Source organism: Sutcliffiella rhizosphaerae (assembly GCF_917563925.1).
Classification (GTDB): domain Bacteria; phylum Bacillota; class Bacilli; order Bacillales; family Bacillaceae_I; genus Sutcliffiella_A; species Sutcliffiella_A rhizosphaerae.
This window is the reverse complement of the sequence record NZ_CAKJTJ010000060.1, coordinates 1-12,103: the sequence shown is the minus strand read 5'-3', so window position 1 is coordinate 12,103 and position 12,103 is coordinate 1. Positions and strand designations below refer to the sequence as shown.

The 12,103-nt window shown below is 38.3% G+C and carries 16 protein-coding genes; 10 read left to right on the top strand and 6 right to left on the bottom strand.

The window, feature by feature from the left end; all coding sequences use genetic code 11:
• The first annotated feature begins 292 nt into the window (after positions 1-292).
• The gene (locus LRP81_RS22325; protein WP_230505286.1) at positions 293-619 is read left to right on the top strand and encodes a hypothetical protein; all 327 of its coding nucleotides are present in this window, start codon (positions 293-295) and stop codon (positions 617-619) included.
• A gap of 23 nt (positions 620-642) precedes the next feature.
• Here the strand turns inward: LRP81_RS22325 and yfkAB are convergent, their stop codons facing one another.
• Positions 643-1,776 carry a radical SAM/CxCxxxxC motif protein YfkAB gene (yfkAB, locus tag LRP81_RS22320; RefSeq protein ID WP_230505284.1) on the bottom strand — a complete coding sequence of 378 codons (1,134 nt, stop codon included), beginning with the start codon at positions 1,774-1,776 and terminating at the stop codon, positions 643-645.
• A 149-nt stretch (positions 1,777-1,925) separates the two neighbouring features.
• Between yfkAB and LRP81_RS22315 the strand changes: the two genes are divergently transcribed.
• The 3 genes from LRP81_RS22315 to LRP81_RS22305 all read left to right on the top strand — a co-directional run bounded on the left by LRP81_RS22315 (position 1,926) and on the right by LRP81_RS22305 (position 3,510).
• A complete protein-coding gene (locus LRP81_RS22315; protein ID WP_230505282.1) occupies positions 1,926-2,108 on the top strand; it encodes an SE1561 family protein in 183 nt (60 codons plus the stop codon).
• 33 nt (positions 2,109-2,141) lie between these two features.
• Positions 2,142-2,525, top strand: a complete 384-nt coding sequence (locus tag LRP81_RS23415; protein WP_317987114.1) for a sigma factor — start codon at positions 2,142-2,144, stop codon at positions 2,523-2,525.
• A gap of 379 nt (positions 2,526-2,904) precedes the next feature.
• Positions 2,905-3,510: an LCP family glycopolymer transferase gene (locus LRP81_RS22305; RefSeq protein ID WP_230505280.1), complete on the top strand. Its 606-nt coding sequence runs from the start codon at positions 2,905-2,907 to the stop codon at positions 3,508-3,510.
• Between the two features lie 34 nt (positions 3,511-3,544).
• Here the strand turns inward: LRP81_RS22305 and LRP81_RS22300 are convergent, their stop codons facing one another.
• The 3 genes from LRP81_RS22300 to LRP81_RS22290 are packed head-to-tail and all read right to left on the bottom strand — an operon-like array spanning position 3,545 to position 4,707.
• Positions 3,545-3,940, bottom strand: a complete 396-nt coding sequence (locus LRP81_RS22300; protein WP_230505278.1) for a VOC family protein — start codon at positions 3,938-3,940, stop codon at positions 3,545-3,547.
• A gap of 12 nt (positions 3,941-3,952) precedes the next feature.
• A complete protein-coding gene (locus LRP81_RS22295; RefSeq protein WP_230505276.1) occupies positions 3,953-4,462 on the bottom strand; it encodes a hypothetical protein in 510 nt (169 codons plus the stop codon).
• Positions 4,463-4,500: 38 nt separating this feature from the next.
• The gene (locus LRP81_RS22290) at positions 4,501-4,707 is read right to left on the bottom strand and encodes a hypothetical protein (protein WP_230505274.1); all 207 of its coding nucleotides are present in this window, start codon (positions 4,705-4,707) and stop codon (positions 4,501-4,503) included.
• 225 nt (positions 4,708-4,932) lie between these two features.
• On the opposite strand from LRP81_RS22290, the gene LRP81_RS22285 reads away from it, so the two are divergent.
• Positions 4,933-6,474, top strand: a complete 1,542-nt coding sequence (locus LRP81_RS22285; RefSeq protein ID WP_230505271.1) for a fumarate hydratase — start codon at positions 4,933-4,935, stop codon at positions 6,472-6,474.
• Between the two features lie 211 nt (positions 6,475-6,685).
• Entirely contained in the window at positions 6,686-7,054 is a 369-nt protein-coding gene (locus LRP81_RS22280) for a DUF4367 domain-containing protein (protein WP_230505269.1), read from the top strand.
• Between the two features lie 64 nt (positions 7,055-7,118).
• Here the strand turns inward: LRP81_RS22280 and LRP81_RS22275 are convergent, their stop codons facing one another.
• Positions 7,119-7,322: a hypothetical protein gene (locus LRP81_RS22275; protein WP_230505267.1), complete on the bottom strand. Its 204-nt coding sequence runs from the start codon at positions 7,320-7,322 to the stop codon at positions 7,119-7,121.
• Between the two features lie 135 nt (positions 7,323-7,457).
• Here LRP81_RS22275 and pdaA point away from each other — a divergent pair, with 135 nt between their 5' ends.
• The 4 genes from pdaA (at position 7,458) to LRP81_RS22255 (ending at position 11,843) form a co-directional block, all read left to right on the top strand.
• The gene (gene pdaA, locus LRP81_RS22270) at positions 7,458-8,273 is read left to right on the top strand and encodes a delta-lactam-biosynthetic de-N-acetylase (protein ID WP_399208218.1); all 816 of its coding nucleotides are present in this window, start codon (positions 7,458-7,460) and stop codon (positions 8,271-8,273) included.
• A 101-nt stretch (positions 8,274-8,374) separates the two neighbouring features.
• A complete protein-coding gene (locus LRP81_RS22265) occupies positions 8,375-9,256 on the top strand; it encodes a DNA-3-methyladenine glycosylase family protein (protein WP_230505289.1) in 882 nt (293 codons plus the stop codon).
• Positions 9,253-10,650, top strand: a complete 1,398-nt coding sequence (gene rlmD / locus LRP81_RS22260) for a 23S rRNA (uracil(1939)-C(5))-methyltransferase RlmD (RefSeq protein ID WP_230505265.1) — start codon at positions 9,253-9,255, stop codon at positions 10,648-10,650. Before LRP81_RS22265 ends, rlmD begins: the two co-directional genes overlap by 4 nt.
• Positions 10,651-10,946: 296 nt before the next feature.
• Positions 10,947-11,843, top strand: coding sequence for a phosphotransferase family protein (locus LRP81_RS22255; protein WP_230505263.1), 897 nt, complete (start codon positions 10,947-10,949; stop codon positions 11,841-11,843).
• Between the two features lie 187 nt (positions 11,844-12,030).
• Here LRP81_RS22255 and LRP81_RS23565 read toward each other — a convergent pair.
• The coding region (locus LRP81_RS23565) for an IS3 family transposase (protein ID WP_399208219.1) at positions 12,031-12,103 on the bottom strand (73 nt) is incomplete at its 5' end.

The following is a 12,103-nucleotide window of genomic DNA, read 5'->3' as shown; positions in this document are numbered from 1 at the left end:
CAAGACGTAGACTCCTGCGGGAGAAGTGGCCAATGTGAGACCCCGCAGGCGAAGCCGAGGAGGCTCGCGGGTCACCCGCGGAAAGCGAAGTCTTGCACGGAAATCAATAGCGGTATTTATTATCGGCCATTATATTGTTCGTCTTTTTGTTTGTGTTCTTTAGTTTTGTCCCAGCCTCTTTTTCTATGTAACATAAAGCATCAATTACTTGCCTATTTTCAATATATACATGAAACTTTTTGCTATCTCACCCGTCTTATTAGGTAAGAATGAAAAGGAGGTCATCAGCGTCATGATGATGCACCTGATGTTACTGCTAGTATGTATGGCAGCTTTAATGATAATTATACGGAAGATGGTTTCAATTGAAATGAGATATACTCCAAACAACACGGATGATGAAGTGAAACATAATGCAACGGTCTTACTTTGGGGAATCGGAATTTTAGGTTTAATTCTATTTATTCCGTATCAAGCTTGGGTGCTTGCAGGTAGTTCTCAAGGGTTGCATGGAGCACTTGTAATGGGGGCAAGTCTAATATTCAGTGTATTCATTTGTTTTTCAACGTACTATTTCATAAAAGGACGGCGGTTAAAATCGAGGCTTCCTTCCCTATAAAAAAATTCCTAGGAAATGACTACCTAGGAATTTTCTTTTTCAATTTTTGTTTTACGAATCGTAAAATCCATTCCAGGATAATATGCATTCTTTACGAGTATATTTGGCCCAAGACAGGCAACAGCTGGACAGTGACAGTCTAACTCTTGGGAGATAGCTGTACCTTTCCATTTCTCATATGCGGTTGGCAGGTCGGTATCGACAATATTTCCTAGTGGAGGAGTATCTCCAAAGTCTGTCACAATGACATCGCCATTGAAAATATTCACGTTTAACCTGGAGCGCCCATCAGGATCGTTACGAACCGTCACATTTTTTGCCGCATACACACGTTTTAGCAATGCTAAATCATCAGGATTGTCACTGCAAGGATAGAACGGCAATGTCCCAAATAACATCCACGTTTTTTCATCACGCATATCAAGGAGACGATGGATGGCATCTCTCATTTCATCCAGTGTCAACACTTCCATTCCGCTTGCGAAATCGCTAGGGTACATAGGGTGCACCTCGTGCCTCTGACAATTCATCTCTTCCACGATTTGTTTGTGAATGTTCTCAATATGAGGCAAGGTACGCTTGTTCAACATTGTCTCGGCAGAAACAATCACGCCAGCTTCAGTTAGTGCCTTTGAATTCTCGATCATTCGCTCAAAATATTTTGCTCGTTGTTTATAAGTTGGTTTGCGCTCCATCATCGCAAAGCCGCCTTCTACAAAATCATCAATCGTGCCCCAGTTATGAGAAATATGTAACACATCCAAGTAAGGAATGATCTTCTCATATCTGGCTAAATCTAATGTTAAGTTAGAATTGATTTGCGTCCGCACACCGCGTTCATGTGCGTACTTTAAAAGCGGCAAGACATACTCGTTCACCGACTTCATACTCATCATCGGCTCTCCACCTGTGATACTAATGGAGCGCAGACGTGGTATTTCTTCAAGCCTGCGAATTAGTAAATCAAGTGGCAGGGCCTGAGGGTCCTTCGGTTGTAAGGTATAACCAACAGCACAATGCTCACAACGCATATTACAAAGCGTTGTCGTCGTAAACTCAACATTTGTCAGTTCGCTTTGACCGAATTCTTTTACATCTAAATAAGCTTCCCATGGATCATAGGAAGGGGTAATTGGAGGTAATATTGTTGTTTTCATCTTTTGCTCCTTCATCAACAAAACATACCCTTCATTTTATCATGAATCTGTTCAAAACAGACCTTAAATTTTTCAGATGGTTGCCCAAAACGGGTCAGTAAGGTACTATTAAGGCAAACGCACATGTATGTCAGAAAGGTGAGATAAAAATGGGCAAGGCAACAGAAAACAAAGAATCTCAAGTGGATTATTTAAAAAATAGATTGAACATGTTTTTAGAAGTAGTCGATTCATTAGATCCAGAATCAACCGACTTGGACGATATAGACCGCCTAATTGAAATGCTGGATGATTTAGAAGGAAAATACAATCAATTTAAGAAAGATTGGTAAAACCGGGTGATGTTCACTCGGTTTTTTGTTTTTTTGAAACAATTTGAAGCACCTAGTCGTCAAACAACTGATACAAAAAGAGAAGGGGATAACGTGAACGAAGGGGAGAAGAACCATCTACTTGAGAAGGTCATGCTGGAATTTGGAGACCAGCATGCCAGACTTGCCTACTCATATGTTAAGGATAAAGAAACGGCGAAGTATATTGTTCAAAATGTTTTTGTAAAATGCTATACCAAGCTAAATGAATTCAGACATGAATCAAGCCTGAAAACATGGTTATACCGAATAACCATAAATGAATGTAAAGACTATTTGAAAAGTTGGAACTATCGTAAAACAAGGCTGCTTGACCTTTATCAAAGCAGAAAGATTTACATCATCAATGGAAGAAGTTGCAAAAGAGAAGTGGGATAGAACCTTATTAAAAAACCCTAAAATCATTTTTCTATATTTTTACGAGGAGTTAACAATGGAGGAGATTATCCATTAATACCGTAAAAACAAGGCTAAGGCGTGGAAAAGAAAAACTCAAACAAAAAGTAGAAGGGAATGAAATTTTTGGCGATCATAATGATAATCTTTTCTCTGAATTTGAAGAAATAACGTTTGATGATAATGATAGAAAAAAGGTATATCAGAAATTAAATCAAAAGAAACGTCATAACGTTAAACCAACCTTCTTTTTCTCTTTTTCAGTTTAGCAGCAGCTACCCTTCTTTTCCTAGTGCTACTTCCTTCTACAGGTTTAATTAATTATGGAGGTCAGAGTGACAAGGGAGATAAGTCTCTTGTAATGGAAGAAGCAGAGGGGAGTAAAAAAGGAGTAGTACTGTTGAAAAATGAAGTGGACAGATCTCCGATAATTATTCTTCTATCCCATGATGGTAATGAAAAATTGAGCATACTATCTGTCCCAAGGGATCTATATGTTCCTATTCTATATCATGATGGGCAGGTAATGATCAAGGATAAAATAACGCATGTAACAGCTTTTGGTGGGGATGTGGATGTACAGAAAACGATAAATTCCTATTTTCAAATTAACCCAGATTTCTACTCAGAAATGACACATAATGAATTGATTGAACTTATTGATGGTTTCGGTGGGGTCGAGGAAGCAGATGGTAAGGCGATTACCGGTGAAGAGACATTAACCTTACTTTTAGAGAGAAATCTTCCTAATTCTAGCAATAATGAAGTACAACATTATCAGATTCTAGAAGCATTTTTGGTAAATCTCCTCGAAAAATCAGAACTCTTTACTGACTACTTCCCAAGTGATGTGGACATGCATTCCATCATGATGGAAGATAAGCTTGAAAGTGGCCTGATTGATGCTAGGTTTTATTACTTTCTTAACGAAGAGGATCTTGAAGATATTATCAATCAATTAAAGTAAGTACAAAAGCTGGCGTCTGCCAGCTTTTCCATTGTTACGCCCATCCACCCCAAAGTTCAATTTTATTACCATCCGGATCTTTAACGTAAAAAGACAACCCGCATGCCCCATTGTCTTCTATAGAGCTAATATCACTTTCCATCGCTTTTATTTCCTCATATAACTCGCGGATATTTGAGACTGCTAAAGTTAAAATGCATTGTTCATTACCATCAATTTCTGTATAAGTAAGATTTACTTTTTCGGCAGTTTTTATTAAAAAGATGCTTTGGTCAGGGGTGATTCTAAATTGAGCTTGCGTGGATTCAGAGGTGATGTCATTCATTCGTTCTAGGCGTAGAATGCGCTGATACCAACTGGTAGATTCCTCGATATTTGTTACGGGTAAATAGATACAATTAATGCCTTTCATTACCTTGTTCTCACTCATTACATGTTCCTCCTAAACATTGATTATATGAAGATGCTGTAACTGGCTTTGGAGCGGTTGATTGACTCCAAGCTTTGTTTGAAAGGTTCTCGGGAGAATGAATGTGACATGTTCATAATTTTCTATGCTGATACTTTGATGGTCCGTTAATCCTGTAATTTCATGACCCAGCATTGCGAATTGAAAAGGAGACTGAACATAAACGGTCTCTGCAAGCATTGTTAAGCACTGATGTAAACCTTCGAGACAAGCGTTATTTACAAAACTAAGTGGATATTGAATAGAGAAAATTTCTTCTATTTTAGAAATAGGAATGGACACATCTAACCAATCCGGTTCCCCTTCACACTTTATCATCGTAATCATAAAAGGTAATTTACCATGTTCCATAATGGATAGAGTACCGAACATAGGGCTAGAATCTAAAGAAGAGGGAGCTGTAAACTCAACAAAAGACAACATACTTACGTTGTTTAAAGCTTTCGATAGTCTATCATTATTTTCTACTGGTGAAAATTCCATCGAAAGTTCATAATAACCTCCGCACCAGTCATCTCTATTCACAATGATTTCCTGTTTTCTGCAAGCAGTACTTTTTCTAAAATGCTTCCAACTCCTAGTGCAATAAATCCATTAAAAAAGACAAATAGGCATGCTAATATCGCACTCCCTTTTTCGCCATCAGAAAAAAGGAAAAAACAGAAAGCAATAACAGATATAAAAATTGCTGTAATTCCTAAAAAATTTATAAAACCGGATAATTTCATCAGTTAATCCATCCCTAATTGTTTTTCTTTGTTGATATATTCCAACCAATTAAATAATACCATAAAAACCCAAATGTTAAGTGAATTTTCCAACAACATTTTCATCCTTTTCATGGAATCGGTTACAAAATCCTTTATCCTTCTAAATGGAACAAGTATAATAATGAGTGTATAAAAAAAGAAACGTAGAACTTTTCAACAGGGGATAGGAGAGGAATTTTAATAATGAACAAGCTATATGAAAGCATGTATGATTTAATCGTTGAAACTTCCACAAAACTTCCGAAAGATGTACGTCGTGCGATTGCGAAAGCGAAGCTAAGTGAGAGTGCGGGAACACGTGCAGCCATGTCACTTGCAACGATTACGAATAACATTACGATGGCGGATGAAAATGTGTCTCCAATCTGTCAGGACACAGGACTACCTACCTTTAAAATAAAAACCCCGGTTGGTGTGAACCAGCTTGAAATCAAAAAAGTTATTAAAGAAGCGATTGTACAAGCAACGAAGGATGGAAAACTACGTCCAAACTCTGTAGATTCTTTAACAGGTGCAAACAGTGGCGACAATTTAGGTGATGGCGTTCCTGTTATTAAATTTGAGCAATGGGAAAAAGATTACATTGACGCTCGCCTTATTTTAAAAGGTGGCGGCTGTGAGAACAAAAATATTCAATATAGCCTACCATGTGAGCTTGAAGGACTTGGCCGAGCAGGGCGTGATCTTGATGGAATTCGAAAATGCGTGATGCATTCCGTTTACCAAGCACAAGGACAAGGCTGTAGTGCGGGTGTCATCGGAGTTGGGATTGGTGGCGACCGTACGTCAGGCTATGAGCTAGCGAAAGAGCAGCTTTTCCGTAGCTTAGATGATGAAAATACGATGCCAGAGCTAAAAGAACTAGAAGAGTACGTTATGGAAAATGCGAATAAGCTTGGAATCGGAACAATGGGCTTTGGTGGTGAAACAACGCTCCTAGGCTGTAAAGTTGGAGTGGGACACCGCATTCCTGCAAGCTTCTTCGTTTCAGTTGCTTATAACTGCTGGGCTTACCGCCGTCTAGGGGTAAATATCAACCCTGAAACTGGTGAGATCAATGAGTGGCTCTATCAAGAAGGGGACATGATTGACTTCTCTAAAGAGCAGACAAATGAGGAAGAAGTGGCGGCAACAAGTGATGCAAGCGAGATCGAGTTAGAAGCTCCTATTACAGAAGAAAAAATTCGTTCCTTAAAAGTAGGAGACGTTGTTCGCATCAATGGTAGAATGTTCACTGGCCGTGACGCGATCCATAAACATTTATCAGACCATGATGCACCAGTTGATCTAGACGGGCAAATCATTTATCACTGTGGTCCTGTAATGCTAAAGGATGAGGAAGGAAACTGGCATGTGAAAGCTGCTGGCCCAACGACAAGTATACGCGAGGAGCCATACCAAGGGGATATTATGAAGAAGTTCGGTATCCGTGCAGTAATGGGTAAAGGCGGAATGGGTGCAAAAACATTAAAAGCACTAGAAGAGCATGGCGGCGTTTACTTAAATGCAATTGGTGGAGCAGCCCAGTATTACGCAGACTGTATTAAAGGTGTCGACGGCGTAGACTTGATGGAATTTGGTATTCCAGAAGCAATGTGGCACTTAAATGTAGAAGGCTTCACAGCTGTTGTGACAATGGACTCTCACGGGAACAGCCTTCATGCAGATGTAGAGAAGTCATCGTTGGAAAAGTTGTCTCAATTTAAAGATCGTGTGTTTAACTAAAACTAAAGGTTCTGTTTGCCAACTAGGTAATCAGAGCCTTTTTTCTATGCTAGATAATTTCCCCCTGAATGTACAAACTAATTTGGAGGGGGTTATCATAATAAGAATTTTTCTAACTTGTCTACTAGTATTTACGCTCGTCTCACCATCTACTGCAGATAAAATTCAATACTATAAAGGTAGTCCTACGTTACAAGATGTGAAAAAAATCATGAAATTTAAGGTGTTTGAACCAACAAAGTTAGATTCTGATTGGATAGTATCAATAAAGTATCATCCAGACGATGAAACGACAGCAAAAGGTTTTACGATGAGTTTTTTATCAAAAAAAGATAATGAAGGAATAATGAGCCTCTCACAAAAGAAAGGAAATGGGAATAAACCCGATTATGAGGAATTAGAAAAAGTAACCATCAATGGCGAAGTTGGTTACTTCAAAAAATGGGGAACTGATTACGACCATAGAGGGAAAATCACTGGTGGTTTACTATGGTGGGAGCAAAAGGGTACTTCTTTTGAATTCTGGAGTGTAAAGTGTTCTAAGGAATGTATGATAACTTTTGCAGAATCATTAAAATAAAGAGGAGCTGGGACAAAACAAAGGTTGTTTCTTTGGGACAAGTATTTTTTGTCCCCATTTACTTTTACGTTACGGAGCTCATCTTCTCCTTTTTGATAGCAATCATGCTATGAACAAACCCAGGAAATCCTCCAAGAAAACTTCCCCATATAGCGAACATGAAAAACTTCCAATTTTCCGTCACTAGGGAAATCACCAAAAAGACTGAAGGAATTACAATTAAAACAGCTAACGAAACGTACAAAGCGACCCTTGGGTTATTTTTCATTCGAATATCACCTCCATTTTATCTATTCCACATCCACTAAAATTCCCCTGCAAATAAACTGGAAAACAATACACAGTATCTTTTATTCTTACGTGAAGAAATCTATAAACATGAAAGGAAAGGAGGGAAAATAAATTGAAAAAACTACTCAATATTATTCTTTTATCAGCAATAGCACTATTATTAATTCCGCAGCTATCTCAAGCGGATAATTACTCTACGACAACCTCGCACTGGGGCTTTAAAAGAAGTACAAACCATGAGCCACCAGATGCAGGCGAAAAGTATAGTAAGCTTCTCAAAAAGCATGATGCTTTCTACTTAGGAGATACCTCCAAAAAAGAAATTTATTTAACGTTCGATAATGGATATGAAAATGGCTATACCTCACAAGTGCTCGATGTATTAAAAAGGAAAAAGGTACCTGCAGCCTTTTTTGTAACAGGATATTATTTAAAAGACCAGCCAAAGCTAGTGAAACGAATGGTGAAAGAGGGACATATCGTCGGGAATCATAGCTGGCATCACCCTGATATGACAAAAGTAAATGACGTTCGCTTCAAAAAAGAACTCGATATGGTAAAAGAAGAATTCCAAAAAATCACGGGAATTGAGACGATGACATACCTTCGTCCTCCACGAGGAACCTTTAGTGACAGGTCACTTGCCCTAGCAAGTGAGATGGGCTATCAGCATGTTTTTTGGTCCTTAGCGTATGTGGATTGGCAAACCGATCAGCAAAAAGGCTGGAGATACGCCTACGATAATATTATGAAACAAATACATCCTGGTGCAGTACTACTTCTTCATTCTGTGTCCAAGGACAATGCAGATGCGATGGAAAGAGTCATTGACGATTTACAAAAACAAGGCTATGAATTCAAAAGCCTTGATGACATCGCTGCACACCATACTATTCCCAATCCTATTCTCCTTATACAAGAAGATTGACTCCTTTGTTGCTTTCAAAGGGGTTATTTTTATGTTTGCTGTTTGGCAACAACGAAGAAAGTCGTTATAATTGGGACAGTACAAAAAGGACGGTGGAGAAATTGGTGAAACTAAAGATAGAAGGTCCTTATGATTTTGACAGAGTTTTGCAGCGCTTATCAATTGATCCTTTAATGGTGATAGATCAAAAAGAGCGATTTGTTCAAGTACCGATTTATCAAGGCGGAGAACCGATTGTTGTAAAAGTGCAGGCAACAGGTACAAAAAGCGATCCAGCTTTTCAACTTTTCAGCCAAGCAGACCTGACACCAGCTGACATCGACCATATAAAAGCTATTTTTCAATGGGAGCAACCACTGAATGAAATAGGCGCACATTTTGCTGATACCGACCTTGCAGCCATTTTCCAAGAGCATGAAGGCACTCCACTTGTATTGGATTTTGACCTCTACCACTGTCTGATGAAATGCATCATACACCAGCAGGTCAACATGAAATTTGCCCATACTTTAACGCAACGTTTCGTCCATACATTTGGCTTTGAAAAAGAAGGGGTCTGGTTTTATCCAAAGCCAGAAGACGTCGCTAAACTTGAGTATGAACAAATTACCGAATTGAAAATGAGCCGCCGAAAAGCCGAATATATTATAGATACTTCGAAGCTAATTGCACAAGGTGATTTACCACTATATAAACTTCATACAAAAACCGATGAAGAAATTTTAAAAGAACTGGTGAAAATAAGAGGAATCGGACCTTGGACGGTTCAAAACTTATTATTATTTGGTCTTGGTCGCCAAAATCTTTTCCCAGTAGCAGACATTGGCATTCAAAATGCCATAAAAATTTTAAAAGATCTCGACCAAAAGCCAACTGCTTTGCAAATGCAGGAATGGGCAAAGGCATGGGACCCATATATGAGCTATGCTTCCCTCTATCTATGGAGAAGCATCGAACCGCAACCTGAGGAGTTAGTTACATGAAAACAAAGAAACCAACACAGAAACAAACAAGCGTTACGATGAAAATAGGACAAACCTTTCCATTGACGATTAAACGTTTAGGCATCAATGGGGAGGGTGTCGGGTACTTCAAAAAGCAAGTCGTGTTCGTACCAGGAGCACTACCCGATGAAGTCGTTGTCGCAGAAGTAACAGACATCAAACCGAAATTCGCAGAGGCAAAAATCAAAAAAATCAGAAGTAAATCACCACACCGCATCACGCCGCCATGTCCCATTTACGAGCAATGCGGCGGCTGCCAGCTTCAACATTTACAATACGAACAACAGCTAGTCCTAAAACGAGACATCGTCATTCAATCTTTGGAACGCCATACAAAGCTGAATGTAGACAAGCTAACGATAAAGCCAACCATTGGCATGGAAAACCCATGGCATTACCGCAACAAAAGCCAATTCCAAGTGGGTAAACAAAAAGAAAAAATTATCGCAGGACTTTACGGTGCAAACTCTCATAAACTCATTGATATCAATGACTGCATGGTCCAACACCAGGCAACTACTGAAGTTACCAACACCGTCAAAAAGATACTAGATGATTACAACATCCCTGTTTACAACGAAAAAAGCGGCAATGGAGTAGTTCGTACCATCATGACGCGAATTGGCTTTTCAACAGGAGAAATCCAAGTGGTACTCATCACCGCCCAAGAAAAACTCCCAAGAAAAGACCTAATCATAGAAGAAATTCAAAAACGCTTACCAAAAGTGAAAAGCATCCTCCAAAACATCAACGGCAAAAAAACATCACTCATTTTTGGAGATGATACGATTCACTTAAGTGGAGAAAAAGTCATCCAAGAAACATTAGGAGATGTATCGTTTGAGTTAAGTGCTCGCGCATTCTTCCAGCTCAACCCGGTACAAACGGTTAAACTCTATGACTTAGTCAAAGACGCCGCAGCCTTAACAGGCAAAGAAAAGGTCGTCGATGCATATTGTGGAGTAGGAACCATCGGACTATGGTTAGCAGAAAAAGCAGGAGAAGTCCGCGGCATGGACACCATCCCAGAATCCATCGAAGACGCCCAAAAAAACGCCAAACGCCACGGCTACACCAACATGACCTACGTCACCGGCAAAGCCGAAAAATGGCTACCAAGATGGGTAAAAGAAGGTTGGAGACCAGACACTATCGTAGTAGATCCGCCGAGAACTGGGCTTGATGAAACATTTATGAAGACAGTCTTGCAGGTAGAGCCGAATAAACTAGTTTATGTATCCTGTAATCCCTCTACATTGGCGAAGGATATTCAGTTTTTGAGTAAGAAATATAAGGTAGAGTGGATTCAGCCAGTGGATATGTTTCCGCAGACGGCGCATGTGGAGTGTGTGGTGAAATTAGCATTAAAGTAATACCTTTTGGAGTATGGAGTGTGGCTATTAGCTCACTCCTTTTTTTTCTGTAAATGTTATTTTTATACTTTTATATCTTTCTTTTAGTGAAAAAAAGAGTTCTCTTCATTAGTGACTCGATTTATTATAATAAGGAGTATCTTCATAGAATATAGAGAAGTAGAAATTCGTGAATTTGAAAGAAAGAGATACGTTCCAAAATATTTTTGGTGTATCAGGATTGTTAACTGGTATATTTCAAAAATAGGGTGAGAATAAAAGTGGGTGAAGGAGAAAAAGGAGATGAAAAATAGTAGATGAACCTTTCCAAGGAAAGAATTGAATTTTTGCAAAAGAAAATCTACAAAGTTTTAAATAATCAGGAGAATTGGAATGTCAAAAGAATTAAGTTTCTAAGCAATGGTGTTGTAAATGCAGTATTTATTTTGGAAGAGGAGAGTCGAGGTATTTTAATTGCTAGAACTCCATGGGGGCTGGACGAATCGAATGAAGATGTAGCTTCACTTATTAAAGAAGCAACTATTGCAAAACATTGTTTCAAGCATGGTTTAAAAGTCCCTAAGGTCGTACATCTTCATTTGAGCAAAGAGATAAGTTTTCTTGTATCAGAATATATTAATGGGGATGATAGTTTTATCTCTGCTGCTGATATCGGTCATCTCGTTTCATCTATACATAAAATACCTTTCGAAGGATTAAGTATTGTGGAACAGGAAAACAAATCTTTTTATCATATTGTTTCTAGTAGAATTGTTGATAGAGTTAGTACGTTAAATAAATTTTTATCCCATGAGATAAAAATTCCTCCCTTAAAGGAAATGGAAACCACTTTGAGTATGACAAACTCAGATCATTGCCTCATTCATCTTGATATTAGAACTCCAAACATCATTAGGTACAAAGGGGAAATAAAAGCCGTTATCGACTGGGATAATGCATTTATTGGTGATCCATTAATGGAGCTAATGAGAATATTAGAAACTGGGGATATAGATATACAAGAATTTCAAAAAGGAAATGGAAACAATAATTTTCTAACTTCTTCATCGAGACCTAATAGCATTATTTATCGGTTAGATACTGCGTTGATGCTTGCTATTTTGTTTACAACATACATTAAAGATATTGATAAAGGACAACATTATATTCAAAGGTCACATTACTTAAGTAACTCCTTAAAAAGATTATTCTAGAATGTGTTAACAGTTTCTAGTATTCACGCAAAATAATAGAAAGAAAGTTTTATTATATTTCCTTCAAGGATGAGCAGAAAAGGAAAATATAATTTTAGAATTTTTTTCTTAATTCAAAGCTAATTAAACAGCCTTTTTGTCCTTAAGTGAACTGTACCCCAAATAATGGACAGTTTATAAAAAAGACCTATGCGGCTAGTAAATGACCTCGGTATTGAACCGGGGTCATTTTCTTTAATCCCCATTGGTAACGATTATTA

What these genes read in the sequence shown, in the direction of transcription:
- LRP81_RS22325 (WP_230505286.1), top strand. Translation starts at nt 293, where the DNA reads ATGATGATGCACCTGATGTTACTGCTAGTATGTATGGCAGCTTTAATG.
- yfkAB (WP_230505284.1), bottom strand. Translation starts at nt 1,776, where the DNA reads ATGAAAACAACAATATTACCTCCAATTACCCCTTCCTATGATCCATGG.
- LRP81_RS22315 (WP_230505282.1), top strand. Translation starts at nt 1,926, where the DNA reads ATGGGCAAGGCAACAGAAAACAAAGAATCTCAAGTGGATTATTTAAAA.
- LRP81_RS22305 (WP_230505280.1), top strand. Translation starts at nt 2,905, where the DNA reads ATGGAAGAAGCAGAGGGGAGTAAAAAAGGAGTAGTACTGTTGAAAAAT.
- LRP81_RS22300 (WP_230505278.1), bottom strand. Translation starts at nt 3,940, where the DNA reads ATGAGTGAGAACAAGGTAATGAAAGGCATTAATTGTATCTATTTACCC.
- LRP81_RS22295 (WP_230505276.1), bottom strand. Translation starts at nt 4,462, where the DNA reads ATGGAATTTTCACCAGTAGAAAATAATGATAGACTATCGAAAGCTTTA.
- LRP81_RS22290 (WP_230505274.1), bottom strand. Translation starts at nt 4,707, where the DNA reads ATGAAATTATCCGGTTTTATAAATTTTTTAGGAATTACAGCAATTTTT.
- LRP81_RS22285 (WP_230505271.1), top strand. Translation starts at nt 4,933, where the DNA reads ATGAACAAGCTATATGAAAGCATGTATGATTTAATCGTTGAAACTTCC.
- LRP81_RS22280 (WP_230505269.1), top strand. Translation starts at nt 6,686, where the DNA reads ATGAAATTTAAGGTGTTTGAACCAACAAAGTTAGATTCTGATTGGATA.
- LRP81_RS22275 (WP_230505267.1), bottom strand. Translation starts at nt 7,322, where the DNA reads ATGAAAAATAACCCAAGGGTCGCTTTGTACGTTTCGTTAGCTGTTTTA.
- rlmD (WP_230505265.1), top strand. Translation starts at nt 9,253, where the DNA reads ATGAAAACAAAGAAACCAACACAGAAACAAACAAGCGTTACGATGAAA.
- LRP81_RS22255 (WP_230505263.1), top strand. Translation starts at nt 10,947, where the DNA reads ATGAACCTTTCCAAGGAAAGAATTGAATTTTTGCAAAAGAAAATCTAC.